Origin of the sequence: Pseudomonas sp. AN-B15, from assembly GCF_019056475.1 — a bacterium.
Lineage (GTDB): Bacteria > Pseudomonadota > Gammaproteobacteria > Pseudomonadales > Pseudomonadaceae > Aquipseudomonas > Aquipseudomonas parakoreensis.
The window spans coordinates 2,265,497-2,286,089 of record NZ_CP049737.1 but is presented as its reverse complement, the minus strand read 5'-3'; the positions used below and the strand labels follow the sequence as shown (position 1 = coordinate 2,286,089).

The following is a 20,593-nucleotide window of genomic DNA, read 5'->3' as shown; positions in this document are numbered from 1 at the left end:
TGCGCGATCAAATGCCATGACCGACAAGGTTGCAAATTAAAACCAGAATGCTTACTTTGATTCTGGTTTTAATTTGAAACCCAAAAAGGAATCAGGGCATGCAACCTCAACCGCTCAAAAGCAGCGTGGTGCTGCTGTTCGCCATTGCCTGTGGTCTGGCCGTGGGCAACGTGTATTACGCGCAACCGCTACTGGACGCCATGGCCGAGGCCTTCGCCATGTCACCGGCAAGCATCGGCATCGTCATTACCCTGACGCAGATCGGTTACGGCATCGGTCTGGTATTGCTGGTGCCCCTCGGCGATCTGCTCAACCGACGCCGACTGATCGTCACCCAGACCCTGCTCTCGGCAGTCGCCCTGCTGATGATTGCGCTGGCACCCAACAGTCTGTGGTTGCTGCTCGGCATGACGTTGACCGGTTTGCTCGCCGTGGTGACGCAAGTGCTGGTGGCCTACGCCGCGACATTGGCCATCCCGGCGCAACGCGGTCGCGTGGTCGGCGTGGTCACCAGCGGCATCGTCGTCGGTATTCTGCTCGCCCGTACCGTGGCCGGTGCCATGGCTGATCTGGCCGGCTGGCGGGCGATTTATCTGTTGTCGGCGGGGCTGACGCTGCTGATGGCCATTCTACTGTTACGCGTCCTGCCCAGGCATGAGTCCGCGCGACCGTCCAGCGCTTACGGGGCGCTGATCGTCTCGGTGTTCCGCCTGTTCAAACAAGAGCCGGTGCTGCGACAACGGGCAATCCTCGCCCTGCTGACCTTCGCCAGCGCCATGGTCCTGTGGACGCCGATGGTACTGCCGCTGGCCACCCCGCCGCTGTCGTTGTCCCACAGCGAAATCGGCCTGTTCGGACTGGCCGGCGCCGCCGGGGCACTGGCTGCAGCACGCGCCGGACATCTCGCCGATCGCGGTCTGGGCCAATGGGTCAGTGGTGTGTCGCTGCTGCTGATGCTCGCCTCGTGGCTGCCAATCGCCCTCACCCAGTCCTCGTTATGGGCGCTGTTGCTGGGGGTGATCACTCTGGATCTGGGCTTGCAGGCCGTACACGTCACCAGCCAGAGCATGATCTACAGCGTGCGCCCCGAAGCGCAAAGCCGCCTCACTGCCGGCTACATGCTGTTCTACTCGATTGGCAGCGCCGTGGGTTCAATCCTTTCCACGGCGACATACGCGTGGGCCGGCTGGAGCGGCGTGTGCCTGCTCGGCGCCGCTATCAATGCGCTGGCGCTGGGTTACTGGTGGCTGACCCTGAAAAGTGGCGCGCCGCAGCGGTGCGCCACACAGGCCGGTTAATCGCGCTCGCGACCACGCAACATGCTGTCGAGCACCTCGTCGCGGCGCACCCAACCGTGGAACAGCGCCGCCGCCAGGTGTAACAGCACGGTCAGGAACAACAGGTACGCCAGATAACCATGCGCCTTGCGCAACATGGCAAACACCTGCGCATCGGCCGGCAGGATCGACGGCAATTGCAAGGTATTGCTGAGCATCACCGGCTCCCCCGACGCACTGATCATCGCCCAACCGAGCACCGGTAGCACCAGCATCAAAGCGTACAACAACACATGCGACGCCTTGGCCGCCATCACTTGCCAACCCGGCAGATCCGCGGGCAGCGGGGGCTGTCGGGTGGAAAAGCGCACCAACAGGCGCACCACTACCAGCAGCAGAATCGCAATCCCCAGCGGTTTATGCAGGTGAATCAGCCATTCATGCCGCTGTGAGACCGAAGTGACCATGCCGGCGCCAATGAACAACATGGCGATGATCATGACCGCCATCAGCCAGTGCAGGAGCCGCGCCAACAGCGCGAAATGAGTCGGTTGCGTGCTCATGGGCGAGCCTCCTGTTTGGCGGCGGGCAGTTGGCCGACTTCACTGGTACGCCGCAGGTAGGAATCGGCGTAACCGGCGGAACGCGCAGCGAGCAATGGGTCGTCGGAGCCTTCGATACCGGCGGGCAGCACCAGCGGATCATAATTGATGTCACGGCATTCACCGCTGAGCTGCGGCTGGGTCTTCTCCAGTACCAGCGTGCCGGCGTTGATCACCTTGCGGCCGTCGGGCCAGGTTTTGCTTGCATCGTTCACTGGGTCACCGGGGTTGGCCAAGGTGATGTTCAACTGCCAGCGCAACGGCCCTTCGGCCAGTCGCTGCACCAAATCCTTTTCCAGAAAATCCGCGCCCTCCGGCACTGTTGCTCCGGCGGCATCGCGCGCCAGTGGCGTGACGCTCCAGCGCACCGCCTGCTTCTGCCCACTGGCGCTGACCAGATAGAACGCATTCACGCTGTTGTAGGTTTCGGTGGCATAGCTGGCCGAGGGTTTGGCGGTCTTCACCCACGTCAGGAACGGCACGGCTTCCGGGTGCGCGGCGAAGAATGCCGGCACCTTCGACGGGTCCGGTTTGCCCGTGACCGGATCCGGCGACTGCGCCTGCTGCAATTGATAGAACGCCTCAGGCGTGCCGACCGGGAACACCGGCATGCTGTTCATCCCGGTGCGCCATTGCTGACCGTTGGCCTGACTGAAACGCAATGCCAGACTGCGGATCGGCACGCTGCTGTCCGGGGCGTAGGGATTGCCCGCCGGCAATGCGAAGCGCCCGACCACCGGAGTCCGCGCCTCGTTGAACACCTGCGCGGCAGAAAACGCCCGCGCCTCGCCGCTGCTCTCGAAATGCCCGATCACGCACACGCCTTTGGCGTGGTTGCGACGGAACCCGGGATGCACGCCGTTGTTTTTCTCTAGCACATCGACCAGCGCCTTGGGCGTCAGACGTTGTGGGTCAAGGTTACCGTGGACGTAGGCAAACGCCCCGGCGACAGCCGCGACAACTATCGCGATGCCGCCAAGACGCAGTACCAGGCTTGCGCCACTCAAGGGCGGACGCTGCGGCCCGCCCGGGGGTGAGGTGCGATCAACCATGAAAGACTCCAGGGCCATCGGCCATAGGGAAAGGTGCTATGAGACGTTCGTCTCGCAGGGTTATTCCCTTTGAACTGTAGTTTCTTTCATCTGATCGCGAGCGACGTATTCAAACCACTAGCGGTCCAGCTCAAATCGAGGCGCACGCTTCTCCAGAAATGCCCGCATGCCTTCCCGTTGCCCCGGCGTCGCGAACAAGCCATGGAAGGAACGGCGCTCGAACACAATGCCCTCGCGCAAGCCCGATTCATCAACGCGGTCTACGGCCTCCCGTGCCGCACGCACCGCCGTGCGCGGAAAACCACTGATCTGTTGCGCGACGGCCAATGCTTGCGGCAACACCTCGGCGGAATCGGTCACCCGCGATACCAGACCGGCCTGCTCAGCTTGCGCGGCGCCAAGCGAGCGTCCGGTCAGAATCATGTCCATGGCTTTGGCACGACCAATCAAGCGGGTCAAACGCTGGGTGCCGCCCATTCCAGGCATGACCCCGAGCCTGATTTCCGGCAACCCGAACTGCGCGGTGTCCGCCGCAATGATCACATCACACATCATGGCAAGCTCGCAGCCACCGCCGAATGCGTAACCGCTAACCGCTGCGACTTTCGGTGTGCGTAGCCGCGAAAAGGCCTCCCAATCGGCGAAATAGTCTTCGCGGATCATGTCAGCACAACTCTTGTCGTACATTTCACGAATATCCGCGCCCGCAGCGAAGTAGTCCTTCGTCCCAGTGATGACGAAACAGCCCACCTGCGGATCGCTGTCCAGCGACTGCAACGTCGCCAGCAACTCCTGCATCAGTGACGTGCTCAGCGCATTTCGGGCTTGGGGGCGGTTCAGTCGAATCAGGGCAACTCGCCCATGTCGTTCAATCAACAGGTTCATGACAATCTCTTCAAACAAGGGAAAATTTCAGTACGTCACAGGCGCGGTTGTCAGGAGTCCCAGAGGGCGCCGTAGGCCGCAATGCCTCGCGCCTCCATTTCCTCGACAACACGTTCAGTCAGTGTCTGATTGGAAATGCAGATCACCGCCTCGGCACCGGTTGCCTGGACGGCCGCGTAGGCCAACGCCACCAGATCCGGCTTACCCGATAGGTCGGTATCCCAGATATGCGCACCGGGTTGCGCCCGAAGAATTTCGTCCACCAGTTCATCGCCATAGGTCTTGCGCGGGCTGCGGGTTGACCAGATCAGGTGGATCGGCACTTGTTGTGCCAGCAGGTGCGGCAACACCGGACCGATGCCACTGCCGGTCGCGACATACACCACCGACTTGAACAGCGTTTCAATGTGGGCAACACCTGCGGTAGTGATGCCCTTGACCCAGACATGAGTCGATGGCTGGTCAATCAAGCGCCCCGTCCAGTCGCCCGCGCGGGAAATGATCAAGCGAAAACCAGGCTGGCCCGGCGCAGGAATATTGGCAAATGAATGCCATTCCCACAGCGGATTGAGGCTGATGGCCGTGGACGATCCGGCGAACGGCGTCAGATGCTCGAACCCTGCAATCAGCACATGCGACGACGGCTTTACCTGTGTCATCGGCACCCTGCGCAGGCGCAGCCACGGCAGGACGATGCTGAAAGTCAGTAATAGCAGCATCCAGAACGAGGTCGAGTCGCCGAGCATCTGCAGCAGGCTCGCCTTCGGGTTCTGATCACGGGCGGCGATCAGTGTCATCACCCAGAACAGCCCGAGTGCCGTCCAGCCGCCAAAACGATGGGTTCGTTCAAACGCGTTATGGAACGTCGAGCGAATGCGCGGCAGTGCCATGATCACCATCAACAACAGCACGCCGAGCAGGCTGCCACTGACAGCCAACAGCGTCATCGAGACGGTACCCGGCCCCGCGAATCGATCCTGGAGCATCACCGCCATCAACAGCGCAAACCAGACGATCGCGGCAACCGCACCACCGCTGTGCAGACCACCAAAATGATAAACCTTGGCCAGCGAGCGCCGAATTGCCAGCGGCCAACTCGTGGGGACGCGGGTTGCGAGCCAGAACAGCAGATTGATCAGGTACTGCTGGCGAACCAGAATCGCCAATGACAGATTCGCCGTGACCCAGCCAGACAGCGTCGGCAATGCGAGACTGTCGCCTGTCCACCATTGCCCAGCGGTCAGACCATGGCCCAACGCTGCGACATTGACGATCAGCACCAGCGCAAACAAACGGTTGTAGTGGGAAAACACCGGCAGCGAGCCCAACCGCCGCCAAAGTGCCCGCCGGGGGGGCAAGACCAGGCCCGCATCCAGCCGACTCATTGCCCCGTCTCCTGAGCGTTGCTCTGCTGCAGTTGATGCGCCATGGCCCATTCGAGTAACAGACGCTTGTCGACTTTGCCTCGGGAAGTGAGCGGAATGTTGTCCACCGCCAGAATGAGAGTCGGCACGCAGTAATAGGCCAAGCGCTGTTCGCAGCAATGGCGGGCAGCGACGATGTCCGTGGTGCGCGGATAGACAAACGCCACCAGGTTGCGATTGTCGAGTTTCAACGTAACCGCCCGCTCGCAGCTCGGGGATGCCTCAAGCGCAGTGGAAACCGAGTCAAGTTCCACACGGAAACCGCGAATCTTGACCTGGTCATCGACCCGTCCCAGGTGCTCCAACTCACCGTCCTGCGTCCAGCGGCCCAGGTCTCGGGTGCGGAACATCATGCGGCCTTCACCGAGAAAGGGGTCAGCGCGATAGCGTTCAGCGGTCAATTGCGGATTGCCCAGATAACCTGCCGTCACACAATCCCCGCCCGCCCACATTTCGCCCGGCTCACCGGGCGTGCATAACTGCCCTGCCTCATCCAGCACATACACGGTGTTGTTCGGCGTCGGCTTGCCAATGGTCAAGGCGCCTGGTTGCCGGTAGCGCTGCATGGTGTTGACGATGGTGGTTTCGGTCGGTCCGCAGGCGTTATAGAACTGGCAAAACGATGCCCAGCGATCTGCCAGGGGTTGCGGACAAGGCTCACCCGCCAGCGCCACCACCCTCACGCGGGTGCAACGTTCCGGCTCCAGCGTGGCAAGAATCGACGGCGTGGCGATCAGCACATCACACTGCTCGGCTGTCGCGGCGATGTTCTTGCCGCGAATCAGCAACGTTGCGCCATGGGCCAGACACCCGAAAATCTCCCAAGCCGCCATGTCGAAGGCAATGTTGAGGATTTGTCCGACCTTGCATCCCGGCTCTATACCGAGGTTGCCCGGGGCGGTCAGCAGAATATTGCAGACATTACGTTGCGTGACACGTACGCCATTGGGTACGCCGGTCGTACCCGAGGTGAACAGCACGAAGCACAGCGAATCGGCCGAAATCTGTTGACCGGCGGGGTTGTGCTCATCAGCTTGCGATGACGGCGTCTTGATAAAGGTATCGAGGGGTATGCAGTGCTGCAGTGCCGTCAGCGGGATTGCGCACGCCAGCTCCGAGAGCGTCAGTACGATGCGCGTGCGGGCGACCTTCATGATGTGCTGCAACTGGTGCGTCGGTGTGATCCCCACATGCTGAGGAATGTAGGCAGCGCCGATTTTCAGTGTTGCCAGCATCCCCACCAGCATAGGAATCGAGCGCTCGACAAACAGCGCGACATGATCGCCAGCGGCCACCCCTTGCTCAAGCAGATGCCTGGCGAGGCGATTGGCCTGCCGGTTCAATTCGCCATAGGTGATTGTCTCGCCCCGACAGTGAGCCGCGATGCCCTCGGGCATGCGCACCGCTTGCGCCTCAATGGCGTGGTGAATCAGAGCAAATGCCGGTGTGGCTTTCGGGCCACACCCAAAACGTTGCCATGAACTATCAATTCCCGCACGGGATTGCGGCTGGTTGGAAATTGCGAAAGCTTGCATAAAAAAGGTCCCCCTTTATCTCATCGGGCGACAAAGCGCATTCGGCGAGGTTGCCTGCCTGCGCATGTCGAACCCGTTGAGCCGGGACATGCAACATTATTACGCTGACTACAAAACGCGACGAACTTTCCTACTCAATTAAGAAAAAAAACTTTCACGCAGATTCATGGAATAACCTGCAGCAAGCGGCGTCTTGCTAATCAATACCGCCGTTTCTACCCCAGGCATGCCGCTTTCCATGAACACACTCGACGAACACCTGCGTGAGTTGATTCCCCGTCTGAGGCGCTTCGCCCTGTCTCTGACGCACAATGGCGCCAGCGCCGACGATCTGGTGCAGGCCAGCCTTGAACGGGCCTTGTCCGGCTGGAGCAGCAAACGCGCCGAGGGTGACGTGCGTGCATGGCTGTTCGCAATTCTCTATCGGCAGTTTCTCGACGCCCATCGGCGCTCCCGTCGTTATGCGCGGATGCTCGAATTCTTCACCGGTCGCGATGACGCCGAGCCCTCGACCGAGCGCACGGTGATCGCCCAATCGACCCTGCAAGCCTTCGATCGCCTGCCTGCTGAACAGCGAGCCCTGCTGTTGATGGTTTCGGTGGAAGGCTTGAGCTACAAGGAGGTCGCGCAAATCCTTAACGTCCCCAGCGGCACGGTGATGTCGCGTCTGTCCCGCGCTCGTCAGGCCTTGCGCCAGCTCAGCGAAGGCGAAATCAGCAGCCCTTCCTTGCGGATACTCAAATGATCAGCATGCCCCCCAGCGAACGCGACCTGCACGCGTACGTCGACCATCAACTCAGCGAGGCCGATCGGCGCATCCTCGACACCTGGCTGGCCAATCATCCGGACACCGCCGCACAGGTTCGCGCCTGGCAGCAGGATGCCCAACAATTGCGCGCTGCGCTGGGCGGTGCGTTGCAGCAACCGACGAATCCGCAGTTGGATCCGGCGCAGATTCGCCAGCGTCTCAAGCGTCAATCACGGCGTCATCTGGCCAGCGCGGCAGTGTTGCTGATCGCGGTCGGCCTCGGTGGTTTCAGTGGCTGGCAGGCGCGGGAAATGACCCTCGCGCGCGCCTCTGTGCTGCCAATGACCGATGCCTTGCAGGCCTATCGACTGATTGCACAGCAGGGAATATTGCCGGCGGACTATAAAGTCGACAGTGACGGCGACATGCAGCATTGGCTCGATCGGTATTTCACTCAGGCCAGTCGCTTGCCGGATCTGAAATCCGCCGGCTTCGAACCGGTCAGCGGCCGTCTGCTCAGCACCGACGAAGGTCCGGCGGCGATGGTGATGTATGAGGATCGCAGCGGTCACAAGGTCAGTTTCTACGTGCGGCCACCGGGGCCGAAAAACACCTTCCTGCCACGCGGCAGCCGCAGCGACGGCGATCTGCAGGCCGATTACTGGTCCGGCGGCGGGTACAACTATGCGATGGTCAGCCCGACAGACTCTCCGGCGGCGCAGCAATTGAGACAATCACTACAATTCTGAAAGCCCACAAATCCCCTGTGGGAGCGAGCTTGCTCGCGAATACGGTGTGCCATTCAACAATCATGGTGGCTGATCTACCGCTTTCGCGAGCAAGCTCGCTCCCACAGGGGGTCATCGCATGGGTCAGAAACCCACGTCCAGCACCACATTGTCCAGATACGTCCCCGCCGGCGGCGTGGTCTGGTCGGTGTAGATTTTCGCGTTGTAATTGAAGATCTGGCTCCCGGTGCCCAGACCATTTCCTGGATTGACCTCGGCGTCAGTGCTCGACCGGCGCGCACTGCCGACACTGCCCCAACGAGTAGTCCCGGCGCTTTTGAAGATGTCGTAGGCCAGATAATTGCTCCCGGAAATCATCCGCCGTCGACCGCCGACACTGACCGGGTTCTGCCCGTCGCTCAAACCGACGGTGTAGGCGCTGCCCTTGGTGCAGGCCAGATTGATCGTCTGCCCGGTCACCGGAGTAAAGGCGCTGATCACCGGCGCGCTGCCAAAGGCAATGTTTGGCGCGGTAATCGTGCAGTCGTTGGACACGGTCAGGTTCACCGTCAACGTCGCCGTACCGCTGTTGATGTCGCGCCCCAGGCAAATACTGCCGGCACCGATCCCGGAGCAGTAATTCCAGTTCCAGAAAATACTCAGGGTTTCCGTGTAGACCCCGGCGGCAACGTTGCTGCCAATGGTCGTGCTCAGGTACAGCGGCACGGTTTTCGGGGTGGTGCCGTTGAGCAGCCCCAAGGCGTCGATGATGCCGTTGCGGGCGAAGTCGAAGGCGGTGCCACGGGTCACCGGGTAGCTGGTGCTGTTATTGGCGTAGATCGTGTAGCCGATGACATCGCCGGTTGGCCCGAGCAAGCCGCTCTGGGTCGAGGTAATGGTGGCGTAAAAGTGATCATTGCTGGTCAGCAGGGTCAGCAGCGAACCCGTACAACTCAACCCGGCGTTGAGCGTGGAACTGGGCTGCGTCGTGGTGCGCACGGCAATCGAACTGATCGAACCAAACGCCGCCGCAGTGGTACTGACCACCGAACACACGGCCTGTGCCGCCCCAGGCAGCAACAGCGCCAGACACAGGCAAATCCGCGCCGCGCTCATTGACACACCAACGGGCCGATCAGCGGCACCTGGCTTTGCTGCATATCCACGTCGAATCGCGTCTTGCAGGTCTTGCCGTCTGCCAGCGTCACCAACAACGAGTTCTGTGCCTGCAGGTTTTCCAGGTAGACCAGGCCATCCCAGCCAACCACCGTGCGCGCCCCGCTTTGCTCGTGCAACACGCCCGCGCCCAATGGCAGTTCACGTTGCTGCGCGTCCACCAGCACGATACTCGCAGCGATCACCCGACTCAGTGGAAACTCCAGCAAATACCCGCTGCCCCGGCGCACGGCGATGCGCTGCTCGACGTTGGGGCTGCGCACGTTGGCGGGCAGGTTCAGCGGATCGATTTCATATTTGCCGCGGTAATAGGCGCTGCTCCAAGGCACCAGCAGATGGCCGTTCTTGTCGGTTTGCCCGACCTGCTGGTTTTCGTAGCGCACTGGAATGTCGGCAAAGCCGTCGGTACTGACCACCACAAACGCATCGTCGATACGATTGGCCGCGAACACCTGGCGATCCATCCACACCAGCGAGCCACTGGCATCGGCCCAACGGGTTTCGGCGTCTGAAGTGCCGTAGACCCCGGCCTGCAATTGCACCGATTGCAGGCGCCAGGTCAGGTCGGCCTGACGATAATCGGGGCCATCACCCTCGGCGTAGCCCAGATTGAAACCGACCCCGCCCTCGGTCGGCACCGAACGACTGTAATTGACCCGCTGCTGACTCTGCCCGGTCTTGCTGCGCTCGCTGCTGATTGCCAGGCTGCCGCGCAGATCGAACGGAATCACCAGTTGCGCCTGCACCGCCCAGTGGCTGTCGCCGATCTCGCGGTTGGCCGAAAGGTAGAAACTGCTGTTGCGCCACAACGGCTTGCTCCAGCTCAGGTTGAGCAGGCGCGTGCGCGAATCGTCCGCCGCGCGCACGTCGAAATAGCCGGCACCGAGGCTGCCCCAACGGTCGAGGTTGACACTCAGGGTCGCCTGCTCGCTGCGCCGGCTGAGGCTGATGTAAGGCGTGTCGATCACACTCAGGTCGGCGTATTGGTCGCGGCGTTGCAAGCGTTGCCAGGAAAAACTGTAGCGCTGGCTGCTGTACTGATAACCGAGGCTGAACTGGTTGCCCCCCTCACCTTCGAAACGGCTCTGACTGATGGCGCTGTTGAGCACGCCGAAATTGCCCAGGCGCAGGTTGCCGCCGATGCCGCCGAGGGTCAGCGAATCCGCCGCTTCGGCATGGCTTTCCAGGGTAAAGCTGTCACTGACGCCGTAGCGCAGGCTGCCGGAGGTGACACCGGTGCCGTAGCTGAAGTCCTTCAAACCATAATCGCGGCGCAACGTACCGGCAGCCACGGAAAAATCGCTCAGGCCTTTTTGCAGCAAACTGCTGGTGACATAGAACGGCACCGTCGTCGAGACCTGCCGCCCCAGCGCATCGGTGGTCACCACCACCGCCTCACCGGCGCCGTTGATGAACGGAATGTTGGTCAGGGTATACGGCCCCGGTTGCAGGTCGTTGCTGCTGGACTTGTAGCCGTTGATAAACAGATCTACCGAGGACGGCACCGCCGCTTCCCCAGCGAACTGCGGCAACGGATAGGTGACCAGATCCGGACGCACGGCAAAGTCCCGCGAGAACTGCACACCGCCCAGACGCACGGAGTTGCTCCAGGGCAAGGCGCCGCTGATCACGTCGCCGCCTTCGTAGGTGAGCATTCGCTCGTCATCCGAGTATCGCCAGGTGGTGTCGTAGCGCAGGTAGCCGTTGTCCAGCGTACTGAGCGAATCGCCGGACAAGGTGCGCCGGTACTGCCCGGTGTTGGACAGGGTGCCCCAGCCGTCGAACAGCCGCAGCTCGTTCCAGGCCGCCAGATAGGTGCCGGCGTCATCGGTGTCATTGAGGTACAGGTCATAATTGAACAGCGCACCGAAGCTGCTCAGCGCCGGAGTGCGCGGATAGTTCTCGCGATTGCCAATGAACTGGTCCGGCAGCCACTGCGGCGGAACATCCAGCAGCAGGCGCTGACCGACACTGTCGTACTCGCTGTGCAGTCCCGGCAAGCCGTCAAGATCGACTTCGTCAGCACTACCGTCAGGCAGTTTCATCCCGGCTTCGCGTAATGCGCTGGCCGGCAGAAACAGATGCCCGTCACGCTGCTGTACCGCCACCACCCGCCCGGTGTTCATCTGATTGACCACCAACTCCAGAAACAACTGTGCATCACTGACGGCCTCCATGCCGCTGGGAGGCGGCGGCAATTCGCCGGCCCCGGAGGGTTGCACGACCATCAGGCACCACGCGCCAGTCATCAGCCACAACGGACGCTGAATACGACGAGCCCATCCTGAGCTCATACACGCTTTACGTCCGTCAATGGACTGAGTCCTCCTGATGCCACTATTGCCAAAGCCAGTTATCTTTCTCTGGAATTTTGGCGACACGATGTAATCATTGTGGCGAGGGAGCTTGCTCCCGCTCGGCGGCGCAGCCGTCGTCAGAACTGTTTGAGCGGACTACCTGACACGGCTTGGGGGCTGCTTCGCAACCCAGCGGGAGCAAGCTCCCTCGCCACAAAAGTCCACTCGGCATGGCTCCTTTTTCAGCGCTCCGGCGCAATGCTCTGCACCTGCGCCCCGCCATTGACCCGCACCTGCAGCGCCGACTCGCTCGCCAAGGGGCCCGGTGCCGGCCAGCGCATCACCGCCCCCGGCAGCACGTAACCCAACAGGCCCTCGGCCAACGGCTTGTTTTGCCCGCCCTGTTTGATCGCCACGTCAGTCAGCCGCGCATGCACCGCGCCCTGATTGCGCACTTCGACATACGGCCGGCCGTCCACCGCCACCGTGCGCCAGCTCAATTGCGGCAGCCCCACGCCTTTGGGATCGCGCGGCCGCGTGCTGTCCTCCTTGCTCCACAGCCCCGCGCCGTAGGCAAACAACGGCACCGAATAACGCATCTGGAAGCGAATCGCCGCCGCCGTTTTGCCGCCCTCGGCAGCCGGTGGCTGAGCGCCAGGTATTTCGTCGATGATGATCCGGTAAGCCAGTTCCTGTCCCGGCGGCACATCCTTGGTTCGGGTCAGGCGCACCAGTTGTTTCTGGCCCGGTTCGATCTTCGCCACCGGCGGGCTGCCGATCACGTCGCGCTGGTTCTGGTATTGCTCTTCAAAGCCGCTCTGGCTCCAGCCGAACACTCGGATCTGCAGGTTGGCGGTTTCCGTGCCGCGGTTCTCCAGCCACAACGCACTGGCCTGTTGATCGGCCTCCAGCACCGGATCGATCGGCCAGATCAGCACCGAACTGGCGGCCTGCGCATTGCCAGCCCCAAGCATCACCAGCGCCAGCATCACGCGCTGCGCAACCGAATGCCGTGAAGTCACTGCCCCCATGAACCTGCTCCTTGTCGGCCATTCAAACGTCGCCTCACCACGACAGTTGCACCTGCAACACGTCGCTGTACGTCCCCCCAGGCTGATTGCCCGGCAACTGCACCTGCCCGTAAATCGGCAGGCTGATGTTGTTCGCATCGCTGTAAGCCACCGCCACGCTCTGACTGATGCCCAGGCTCTGGCTGTAAGCCGCATCGCGAAACAGCGCGTACGCCACCCGCGCACTGCCGCTGTTGAGCTGCATATGCCGACCACTGCTGTTGTACTGGCCGCCATCGACGCTCATGTTCAGCGTCACGCCCGGTGTGCATTGCAACTGCACGCCACCGGTCAGCGCCACTTGCACCGTGCCGGTGCCCAGAGCCGAACTGGTACCGAAATTCAGCCCACCGTAATTCGAGACACCGCCCACCACCAGGCACCCCGGGGTGATGGTGGCGCTGACCTGAAAGCTCTGACTGGTGGCGGCCCCCAGCGGCAGCGGCACACTGCCCGCACAGAGCAGGAGCAGCGCAGCACAGCCCTGACGGCGCATGGCATCAGAACGTCAGTTCGACAGCGACGGTGTCGGTGTACGTCCCCGCCGGCAACCCGGCCTTGCCCACCGCCTGACCATAAATATTCACCGTCTGCGCCACGCCGGTGCTGGTCGCCAGGTTGATCGTGCCGTCAATCGGCAGCAGCTGCGAATGCCCGGCATCGGTATAGAAATCGTACGGCACGTAGTTGGCGACACCGTCGTACAACGCACGTGCACCGCCCGGCGATTGACCATCGTGGGCACCGGCGCGCACCTTGACCACCGGCGTGGTGCCGCTGGAGCAAAGAATCGACAGCGCCCCGCCGCCACCGCCCAACACCTGCCCGCTGGCAGTGGTAAACAGGCTGTTGGCAGTACCGAAGTTCAGTGCACCGAAGTTCAGCCCGGTGGAGCCACCGGCGCCATTGACCTGACAACTGCTGATCAGGGTCAGGCTGGCGGTGATCTGGCCGGTGACCGTGGTGGCGGCGTGGGCACTGGAAACCAGCGTCAGGCCGAGCAACGACAAACCTATCCTTGATGCAAACGTGCGCATGGTGTCCGTCCTCTACGGGTTACCAGTCGAGCGTCACCGTCAGCGTGTCGGTATAGACACCTGCCGGTACCGCGCGGGTATTCGCCACCACCGTGCCAAAGACCGGAATCGGTATCTGCGCACCGCTGGTGACAGCGAAATTGTGTTGTTGGCCGATGCTGTAGCGTTGGCTGCCGGAGGCATCCAGGAACAGTTGATAAGGCAGGGTCTGGCGTCCGTTGCTCAGGCGGCGGGTGGTGCCGTCGCCGTGGGTACCGCCATCGATGGTGACCGTGAAACCGGTGACCGAGGGATTGCAGGCCACATTCAGCTTGCCGCTGCTGTCGCCGTCGAGACTGGCCTTGATGGGCGAAGTCCAGGTCGGCCCCTGCTGACCGAAATCAAGGGTGCCCAGATTGCTCACCGGGATCGCCGGCGTGGCGCTGTTGGTGACTTCGCACCCGGCGATCAGGATCAGTCGCGCGTTGATCTGCCCACTGATCGCCGCCTGTGCGTCGTCAGCAAGCAACAGCAGCGTACCCGTGGCGATGACCATCCAGTGCTTGCCTGTCATTGCGTCCGTCCCTACTCCTTCAGGATGCTTGCGTCTCCCGCGTTCAGCATTGAACGCCCCTTCCCTGCGCAGCCCGCCTCCAGCGGATTGCCTGAAATCCTGCACTCACCAGGTCACGGTGACCTTCACCAGATCCGAATAACGCCCGACCTGTGGCACCTGGGCCAGACGCTCGATCCGCGCATACAGCGGCAGCTCCACGGTGCCGCTGTCCGGCACCCGACCGCTGACCGGTACGTCCACCACCAACGGCACACGGCGCGCCGCGTCCTGATACAGGTGGTACGGAATAGGCTTGCTCCCGGCCGCTCCCGCCATGTAGCGAACCTCACCGACGCCGCCGTGCAGGCCACCGTCGACACGCAGCTGATAGGGTGTGTCGGGGTTGCACTCCAGGCGTGGCAACCGGTGGTTGGTCAGCGCCGCACCCAAGGGCCCGGCCGGATCATCAAGGCGCGCGGTGCTGCCGAAATCCAGCACGCCCAGTTGTTCCATACCCGCCTCGCGCTGCTGCCCGATCAATTGGCAACCACGCATCACGTCAACGCGGACTTCAACCTGCAGATCCGCCGCATATACCGCGCTCCCAAGCACCCCGAGCAGGCCCACCACCACACGTGCAATCACGGTCCCATTCCTTGGCAGGGAACATTCGGATGACGTTACTGTGTTTCAGGTTAGCAACAGTCGACGAATCCGCCAGTCGATTGGATCCATGGATCTTCCGGGATATGTTTCGAAAGGTTGGCAATACGACGAATTACATCGCTGCAAATAGCTGTACGTTCCACACAATGTTGTTCAGTAATCGCCCATTGTCGACAAGCCGCCATGGAGCCTGACGCCGCCTCTGGTTACACTACGGCGCCGCGCTCCCGGGCGCCGGCCTGATGACTACGGAGTGACTGCACTGTGCCCTCTCGAGCGCCCAAACGATCGCCAATGACCCAACGCTGGTCGGCGCTGCGCCGCTGGTTCGCCAAGGGCCGGCCAGCCAGTGCCGGGCATGACGCCACTGCCCGCTCGATCCACGAATACTTCCGGCTCAAGGCTCACAGCCAGGGTTACACCCTCAGCCACAGCCAGCAGCGGGTGATCGATTGCATGGCACAACAGGCCAGCCTGTTGTTCGGTGCCAGGCCGCAAACGCCGCCGAGTCTGTACCTGCATGGTGCGGTCGGACGCGGCAAGAGCTGGCTGCTCGAAGGCTTTTTTCAGGCCCTGCCCACCGCGCAGAAACAGCGCGTGCATTTCCATGAATTCTTCGCCCGATTGCATCAGGGCATGTTCGAGCATCGCGAACAGGACGATGCCCTCGGCGTCACCCTCGATGAACTGTTACACGACTGCCGGGTGCTGTGTTTCGACGAATTTCATGTGCATGACATCGGCGATGCCATGCTCATCACCCGGCTGTTCAAGGCCTTGTTTCAGCGCGGCATTGTGTTGCTGGTGACCTCCAATTATCCGCCGGAGGGCTTGCTGCCTAACCCGCTCTATCACGCGCGTTTCAAACCAGTGATCGACTTGATCAACGCACGCATGCACGTGATGGAGGTCGGCGGCCCCCACGATTACCGCAGTCAGGCGAGCAATCATGCGCACCAGATCTTCACTCAAGGCCATTATGTGTGGCCGGCCACAGCGACCCAGCGCCTGGCGCTGAATCTGCCGCCCGAAGATGCGCCAGCCATGGCTCTGCCGGTGGGCAGCCGCCACATTCAGGCGCGCCTGTGCGAGGCTCGCCGGGTGGCTTTCAGTTTCAACGATTTGTGCGAGCAACCGACGGCGGTGATGGATTACCTGGAACTGTGTCGGCGTTTCGACCAGTGGATCATCGACGACCTGCCGGAACTGGACGAACGCTCGATCGCCGCGCAACAGCGCTTCATCAACCTGATCGACGTGCTCTACGACCAGGACAAACACCTGACCCTGCTCAGCCGCCTGCCGCTGCGCGAGACCCTGAGCGGCGACGCCATCGATCTGGCCCGCACCCGCAGCCGTCTGGGGCAGTTGCAGGAAATCCACTGATCCCATTAATCACCACCGATTACCACTGTGGGAGCGAGCTTGCTCGCGAAAGCGGAGTGTCAGTGACGAATCACTGACTGACAGGACGCCTTCGCGAGCAAGCTCGCTCCCACAGTGGATCAGAGTGTTCTTCAGTGCAAATCCCGGCTTTGCCGTTATCATGTCGCCCATTCCGAGCGCCCGGCGCTTCTTCATTTGATAGTGAACCTCCCCATGCACACCCTTGCTCAATTGCGCGCCGGCGAGTTGTCGGGCATTACCCGGCTGGACCTGTCCTGCGGCCTGACCGAGTTCCCCCGGGAAATTTTCGAGCTGGCCGATACGCTGGAGGTGCTCAACCTCAGCGGCAATGCCTTGAGCAGCCTGCCGGACGACCTGCATCGGCTGACCCGCATGCGCATTCTGTTCTGCTCGGACAACCACTTTACCGAGGTGCCGGAGTGCGTCGGCCAGTGTGCAGCGCTGACGATGATCGGCTTCAAGGCCAATCGCATCCGCCACGTGTCGGGCGCTGCATTGCCGCCGCTGCTGCGCTGGTTGATCCTGACCGACAACTGCATCGACACCCTGCCCAGCGAACTGGGCGAGCGCCCGTACCTGCAAAAATTGCTGCTGGCCGGCAATCGCCTGCAAGCGCTGCCGACGTCGATGAGCCAGTGCCACCGTCTGGAGCTGATCCGCATCGCGGCCAACCAGTTGCGTGAACTGCCGCAGTGGCTGCTGACCCTGCCGAGCCTGACCTGGCTGGCGTATGCCGGCAATCCGCTGGAAACCGAAGCCGACGCCGCCGCGCTGGAGGCCACGCCGCTGATCGACTGGTCGACGCTGCGTCTGCAACAGCGTTTGGGCGAAGGCGCTTCCGGGGTTATTTCCCGGGCACAGTGGCAACGTAGCGCAGACTCGTCGGTGCCGGTCGCGGTGAAGCTATACAAAGGCGAGATGACCAGCGACGGTTCGCCGCTGCACGAGATGAACGCCTGCATCACCGCCGGCCTGCACCCGAACCTGATCCGCGTGGAAGGCCGTATTCACGGTCATCCTGACGGGCAACACGGGTTGGTGATGCAACTGATCGACCCGAGCTTTTGCAATCTGGCGGCATTGCCGAGCCTGGTGAGCTGCTCGCGGGATGTGTATGCCGACGATTGCCGCTTCAGTGCCGAAGTGGCGCTGAACATTGCCAAGGGCATCGCTTCGGCAGCCGAACACTTGCATCAACAGGGCATCACCCACGGCGACCTCTACGGCCACAACATTCTGTTGAACGATCAGGGCGATTGCTTGCTGGGGGATTTTGGCGCGGCATCGTTCCATGCCACCACGGACAATCTGGAAACCCGGGCGCTGCAACGCATCGAAGTGCGGGCGTTCGGGGTTTTGCTGGGGGAATTGCTGGCGCGCATCGACTCAGGGCTGAGTGCCGAGCGGCGCGAGGTGTTGCAAGCGCTGGAACAGCGTTGCTGTCAGCCGGATGTGCTGACGCGGCCGGGGTTTGGCGAAGTGATCGAGGTGCTGGAAAAGCTGTGACTGACACAAATCCTGTGGCGAGGGAGCTTGCTCCCGCTGGACGGCAAAGCCGTCCCAAAAACAACGACTGCTGCGCAGCCGAGCGGGAGCAAGCTCCCTCGCCACAGCTTATCTTTGTAACAAATCAGCCCGCCAGACCGACAAACATGTCCTGCACGTCATCGTGGTTGTCGAGACCTTCCAGGAACGCTTCAACTTCGGCCATCTGCTCGGCGCTCAGGCCGCTGACCGGGTTCTTCGGCTGGTAGCCGAGTTTCGCCGACAACACCGTGAAACCTTGCTCAGGCAGGGCTTTCTGGACGGCATCGAGGTCAGTCGGATCGGTCAGGAACAGGGTCGCGCCCTCTTCACCCGGCTCGAAGTCCTGGGCACCGGCCTCGATCGCGGCCATTTCCGGGTCGGCGTCCGGGGTGTCCGGCGAAGCTTCGATCATGCCGACGTGGTTGAAGTCCCAGGCCACCGAACCGGATGCGCCCAGTTGGCCCTTGCGGAACGCCACGCGGATTTCCGCGACGGTGCGGTTGATGTTGTCGGTCACGCACTCGACGATCAACGGAACCTGATGCGGTGCGAAACCTTCGTACGTCACACGGTGGTATTGCACGGTTTCGCCCAGCAAGCCAGCGCCTTTCTTGATGGCACGGTCCAGGGTTTCCTTGGGCATCGAGGCTTTCTTGGCCTGTTCGACCACCAGACGCAGGTGTGCGTTGGTGGCGGTATCGGCACCGTTGCGGGCAGCGATGGTGATTTCTTTCACCAGTTTGCCGAAGATCTTGCCCTTGGCGTTGGCTGCCGCTTCTTTGTGTTTAACCTTCCACTGTGCGCCCATTACTCACTCTCTTGATCTGTGGCGCCGAGACATCTATTGGCCGACGCGTGGCGCCAAGTTTATACGGCCTAAAGTCGGCAATCGACCAAAAAAATTCTTTGTTGAATCGACATCTTCACCGCGACTTGTAGGGCGATTCTGAAAAGCCCACCAGCCACGACCATTGATGCTCGGGTTTTCGTACCCTCTGCCGTCCGTATTGCCCCACAGAGCCCGTATGAATGCTCAATGACCAGCAAAGCCCGTTCACCCTGACCCTGACCGATGGCCCACTGTGCCTGCCGGTCCTGCGTTTCAGTGGCAAGGAAGCACTCAATCAGCCGTTTCGTTTCGAGATTGAAGTGATCGCCCTGGCCCCGGCCTTGGCGCCGGGCAGCCTGCTGCGGCAACCGGCGTTCCTGCGTCTGGGCGACGCTCACGGCATTCACGGCCTGATCCACAGTGTCAGTTGTGAGCATCGCGCCAGCCACCGCATTGGCTACCGATTGACGCTGGTGCCGCACCTGCAACGTCTGGCACAGTCGCCGCAGCGTCGGGTCTTCGTGCAAGCGAGCGTGCCGGCGATCCTTGCGCAACTGCTCGAAGAGCATGAACTGCCAGCCGACAGTTACCGGATCGAAATGAGCGTCGGCCACTACCCACCACGGGAATTTTGCCTGCAATACGAGGAGAGCGACCTGGCCTTCCTTCACCGTCTGTGTGAGCAGGAAGGCATTCACTATCACTTCGAACATCGCCCGGACGGGCATGTGGTGGTATTTGCCGATGACAACCTGAGCCTGCCGCAAGAACCGCTGGCAGTGCCGTTTGCCGTGACCGACGACACGCCATCACCGCGCATCAGCACGCTGTTACAGCGCCATGACGCAACACCGGTCATGGCCGCGCCCGGCATTCGAAACCGGGGCCAGGCAGTCATCAGCGCCGACGCGGCCAACCACCCCGTACCTGCGCTCACACCGCTGAACCTGTCGAGCGAGCAGCGTCACACCGAACAACGCAGCCGGCGCCATCTGCAGCGTCAGCGCTGCCAGTCGCGCACGATTCGCGGGCGCAGCGATTGCAGCGCACTGCGCAGCGGACATCTGCTGCAGATCAGCGAGCATCCGATCAACGCGTTCAACGAGCAATGGCTGATCACCGAATTGCAGCATCAAGGCCAGCACCCCTCGATCCTCGATCCGACAACGGACGCGCATCGCTATCAAAACGATTTCACCGCCCTGCCCTGGTCGACCGATTTTCGCCCGCCCTTGGCGCAGCCGCGCCTGAACATCGGCGGCTATCACCTGGCACGAGTGCTGGGTTCGCCTGGCCAGCCAGCGCCACTGGATGATCGCGGGCGCATCGGCGTCAGCCTGTGGCCGACGCAGACAGCCGAGTCTGCATGCCTGTGGCTGCCGATCGCGCTGACCGGCGCCGGCCGCCTCGCCCCCCACCAACTGCCCCGCGCCGACAGTGAGGTGTGGGTGAGCTTCCTCGACAGCGACCCTGATCGACCGATCCTCTGCCTCGCCCATCCACGCCCGGCGCCACCGAACGAAACGCCACCCCCGCGCGACGACAGCCTGTTGCTCGACTGGCTGCTCCACGGGGCCGATCCGTAAGCACCGCAGACATTGGAATTGAGTACAGCTGCCGGAAAGTGGTTGGCCGGGAGGTTGCTATCACGAGCAGGCTAACTCCTGCAGTTGGATTGGGTGTGAGCAGTGGGAGGTTGGTCGGCTGTCAGGCCGCCATCGCTGGCAAGCCAGCTCCCACAGGTGGATTGGGTGTGTTCAGTTGGAGATTTGGTCGCTGTCAGGCCGTCTTCGCGAGC

Annotated in this window: 19 protein-coding genes; 6 read left to right on the top strand and 13 right to left on the bottom strand. The window is 62.0% G+C overall.

From position 1 onward, the window contains the following. Window positions 1-98 precede the first annotated feature (98 nt). On the top strand, window positions 99-1,298 hold the full coding sequence (locus tag GTQ41_RS10315; RefSeq protein WP_047291648.1) for an MFS transporter: 1,200 nt from the start codon (window positions 99-101) through the stop codon (window positions 1,296-1,298). Here the strand turns inward: GTQ41_RS10315 and GTQ41_RS10310 are convergent. The 5 genes from GTQ41_RS10310 to GTQ41_RS10290 form a co-directional block, all read right to left on the bottom strand. Then, the gene (locus tag GTQ41_RS10310) at window positions 1,295-1,840 is read right to left on the bottom strand and encodes a cytochrome b (RefSeq protein ID WP_047291646.1); all 546 of its coding nucleotides are present in this window, start codon (window positions 1,838-1,840) and stop codon (window positions 1,295-1,297) included. The genes GTQ41_RS10315 and GTQ41_RS10310 overlap by 4 nt on opposite strands. Next, window positions 1,837-2,931 carry a catalase family peroxidase gene (locus GTQ41_RS10305; protein WP_047291644.1) on the bottom strand — a complete coding sequence of 365 codons (1,095 nt, stop codon included), beginning with the start codon at window positions 2,929-2,931 and terminating at the stop codon, window positions 1,837-1,839. Before GTQ41_RS10305 ends, GTQ41_RS10310 begins: the two co-directional genes overlap by 4 nt. Window positions 2,932-3,048: 117 nt before the next feature. Continuing rightward, window positions 3,049-3,816 (bottom strand): enoyl-CoA hydratase-related protein, encoded by a 768-nt coding sequence (locus tag GTQ41_RS10300; protein WP_047291642.1) that lies wholly within the window; start codon window positions 3,814-3,816, stop codon window positions 3,049-3,051. Between the two features lie 50 nt (window positions 3,817-3,866). Next, a complete protein-coding gene (locus GTQ41_RS10295) occupies window positions 3,867-5,201 on the bottom strand; it encodes a membrane protein (protein WP_047291640.1) in 1,335 nt (444 codons plus the stop codon). Continuing rightward, window positions 5,198-6,775, bottom strand: a complete 1,578-nt coding sequence (locus GTQ41_RS10290; RefSeq protein ID WP_047291637.1) for an amino acid adenylation domain-containing protein — start codon at window positions 6,773-6,775, stop codon at window positions 5,198-5,200. The genes GTQ41_RS10295 and GTQ41_RS10290 overlap by 4 nt, the downstream gene beginning before the upstream one ends. 238 nt (window positions 6,776-7,013) lie before the next feature. On the opposite strand from GTQ41_RS10290, the gene GTQ41_RS10285 reads away from it, so the two are divergent. Both GTQ41_RS10285 and GTQ41_RS10280 read left to right on the top strand, forming a co-directional pair. Then, a complete protein-coding gene (locus GTQ41_RS10285; protein WP_047291635.1) occupies window positions 7,014-7,520 on the top strand; it encodes an RNA polymerase sigma factor in 507 nt (168 codons plus the stop codon). Then, entirely contained in the window at window positions 7,517-8,272 is a 756-nt protein-coding gene (locus tag GTQ41_RS10280) for an anti-sigma factor (RefSeq protein ID WP_047291633.1), read from the top strand. The genes GTQ41_RS10285 and GTQ41_RS10280 overlap by 4 nt, the downstream gene beginning before the upstream one ends. Before the next feature lie 123 nt (window positions 8,273-8,395). On the opposite strand, the gene GTQ41_RS10275 is transcribed toward GTQ41_RS10280, so the two are convergent. From GTQ41_RS10275 to GTQ41_RS10245, 7 genes are all read right to left on the bottom strand, one after another. After that, window positions 8,396-9,367, bottom strand: a complete 972-nt coding sequence (locus tag GTQ41_RS10275) for a spore coat U domain-containing protein (protein ID WP_047291632.1) — start codon at window positions 9,365-9,367, stop codon at window positions 8,396-8,398. After that, a complete protein-coding gene (locus tag GTQ41_RS10270) occupies window positions 9,364-11,721 on the bottom strand; it encodes a fimbria/pilus outer membrane usher protein (protein WP_047291630.1) in 2,358 nt (785 codons plus the stop codon). Before GTQ41_RS10270 ends, GTQ41_RS10275 begins: the two co-directional genes overlap by 4 nt. A gap of 245 nt (window positions 11,722-11,966) precedes the next feature. Continuing rightward, window positions 11,967-12,755, bottom strand: a complete 789-nt coding sequence (locus GTQ41_RS10265) for a molecular chaperone (protein WP_047291628.1) — start codon at window positions 12,753-12,755, stop codon at window positions 11,967-11,969. A gap of 34 nt (window positions 12,756-12,789) precedes the next feature. Continuing rightward, window positions 12,790-13,290 carry a spore coat U domain-containing protein gene (locus tag GTQ41_RS10260; protein WP_041068749.1) on the bottom strand — a complete coding sequence of 167 codons (501 nt, stop codon included), beginning with the start codon at window positions 13,288-13,290 and terminating at the stop codon, window positions 12,790-12,792. A 4-nt stretch (window positions 13,291-13,294) separates the two neighbouring features. Further along, on the bottom strand, window positions 13,295-13,831 hold the full coding sequence (locus tag GTQ41_RS10255) for a spore coat U domain-containing protein (RefSeq protein WP_007961145.1): 537 nt from the start codon (window positions 13,829-13,831) through the stop codon (window positions 13,295-13,297). 19 nt (window positions 13,832-13,850) lie between these two features. After that, window positions 13,851-14,384, bottom strand: a complete 534-nt coding sequence (locus GTQ41_RS10250; protein ID WP_041068745.1) for a spore coat U domain-containing protein — start codon at window positions 14,382-14,384, stop codon at window positions 13,851-13,853. A gap of 105 nt (window positions 14,385-14,489) precedes the next feature. Further along, window positions 14,490-15,011: a spore coat U domain-containing protein gene (locus GTQ41_RS10245; protein WP_047291622.1), complete on the bottom strand. Its 522-nt coding sequence runs from the start codon at window positions 15,009-15,011 to the stop codon at window positions 14,490-14,492. A 285-nt stretch (window positions 15,012-15,296) separates the two neighbouring features. Here GTQ41_RS10245 and zapE point away from each other — a divergent pair, with 285 nt between their 5' ends. Together zapE and GTQ41_RS10235 are read left to right on the top strand one after the other, a co-directional pair. After that, complete coding sequence (gene zapE / locus GTQ41_RS10240; RefSeq protein ID WP_047291620.1) at window positions 15,297-16,418, top strand: cell division protein ZapE; 1,122 nt, start codon at window positions 15,297-15,299, stop codon at window positions 16,416-16,418. A 213-nt stretch (window positions 16,419-16,631) separates the two neighbouring features. Further along, window positions 16,632-17,945 (top strand): leucine-rich repeat-containing protein kinase family protein, encoded by a 1,314-nt coding sequence (locus tag GTQ41_RS10235; RefSeq protein WP_047291618.1) that lies wholly within the window; start codon window positions 16,632-16,634, stop codon window positions 17,943-17,945. A gap of 124 nt (window positions 17,946-18,069) precedes the next feature. On the opposite strand, the gene GTQ41_RS10230 is transcribed toward GTQ41_RS10235, so the two are convergent. Further along, window positions 18,070-18,774, bottom strand: coding sequence for a YebC/PmpR family DNA-binding transcriptional regulator (locus GTQ41_RS10230; protein WP_027614601.1), 705 nt, complete (start codon window positions 18,772-18,774; stop codon window positions 18,070-18,072). Window positions 18,775-18,995: 221 nt separating this feature from the next. Here GTQ41_RS10230 and GTQ41_RS10225 point away from each other — a divergent pair, with 221 nt between their 5' ends. After that, on the top strand, window positions 18,996-20,381 hold the full coding sequence (locus tag GTQ41_RS10225; protein WP_047291615.1) for a type VI secretion system Vgr family protein: 1,386 nt from the start codon (window positions 18,996-18,998) through the stop codon (window positions 20,379-20,381). The last annotated feature ends 212 nt before the right edge of the window (window positions 20,382-20,593 follow it).

Coding starts and splice junctions, on each gene's coding strand:
- GTQ41_RS10285 (WP_047291635.1), top strand. CDS start 7,014: ATGAACACACTCGACGAACACCTGCGTGAGTTGATTCCCCGTCTGAGG.
- GTQ41_RS10290 (WP_047291637.1), bottom strand. CDS start 6,775: ATGCAAGCTTTCGCAATTTCCAACCAGCCGCAATCCCGTGCGGGAATT.
- GTQ41_RS10280 (WP_047291633.1), top strand. CDS start 7,517: ATGATCAGCATGCCCCCCAGCGAACGCGACCTGCACGCGTACGTCGAC.
- GTQ41_RS10315 (WP_047291648.1), top strand. CDS start 99: ATGCAACCTCAACCGCTCAAAAGCAGCGTGGTGCTGCTGTTCGCCATT.
- GTQ41_RS10270 (WP_047291630.1), bottom strand. CDS start 11,721: ATGAGCTCAGGATGGGCTCGTCGTATTCAGCGTCCGTTGTGGCTGATG.
- GTQ41_RS10305 (WP_047291644.1), bottom strand. CDS start 2,931: ATGGTTGATCGCACCTCACCCCCGGGCGGGCCGCAGCGTCCGCCCTTG.
- GTQ41_RS10295 (WP_047291640.1), bottom strand. CDS start 5,201: ATGAGTCGGCTGGATGCGGGCCTGGTCTTGCCCCCCCGGCGGGCACTT.
- GTQ41_RS10225 (WP_047291615.1), top strand. CDS start 18,996: ATGCTCAATGACCAGCAAAGCCCGTTCACCCTGACCCTGACCGATGGC.
- GTQ41_RS10235 (WP_047291618.1), top strand. CDS start 16,632: ATGCACACCCTTGCTCAATTGCGCGCCGGCGAGTTGTCGGGCATTACC.
- GTQ41_RS10260 (WP_041068749.1), bottom strand. CDS start 13,290: ATGCGCCGTCAGGGCTGTGCTGCGCTGCTCCTGCTCTGTGCGGGCAGT.
- GTQ41_RS10300 (WP_047291642.1), bottom strand. CDS start 3,816: ATGAACCTGTTGATTGAACGACATGGGCGAGTTGCCCTGATTCGACTG.
- GTQ41_RS10250 (WP_041068745.1), bottom strand. CDS start 14,384: ATGACAGGCAAGCACTGGATGGTCATCGCCACGGGTACGCTGCTGTTG.
- GTQ41_RS10275 (WP_047291632.1), bottom strand. CDS start 9,367: ATGAGCGCGGCGCGGATTTGCCTGTGTCTGGCGCTGTTGCTGCCTGGG.
- GTQ41_RS10230 (WP_027614601.1), bottom strand. CDS start 18,774: ATGGGCGCACAGTGGAAGGTTAAACACAAAGAAGCGGCAGCCAACGCC.
- GTQ41_RS10265 (WP_047291628.1), bottom strand. CDS start 12,755: ATGGGGGCAGTGACTTCACGGCATTCGGTTGCGCAGCGCGTGATGCTG.
- GTQ41_RS10310 (WP_047291646.1), bottom strand. CDS start 1,840: ATGAGCACGCAACCGACTCATTTCGCGCTGTTGGCGCGGCTCCTGCAC.
- GTQ41_RS10255 (WP_007961145.1), bottom strand. CDS start 13,831: ATGCGCACGTTTGCATCAAGGATAGGTTTGTCGTTGCTCGGCCTGACG.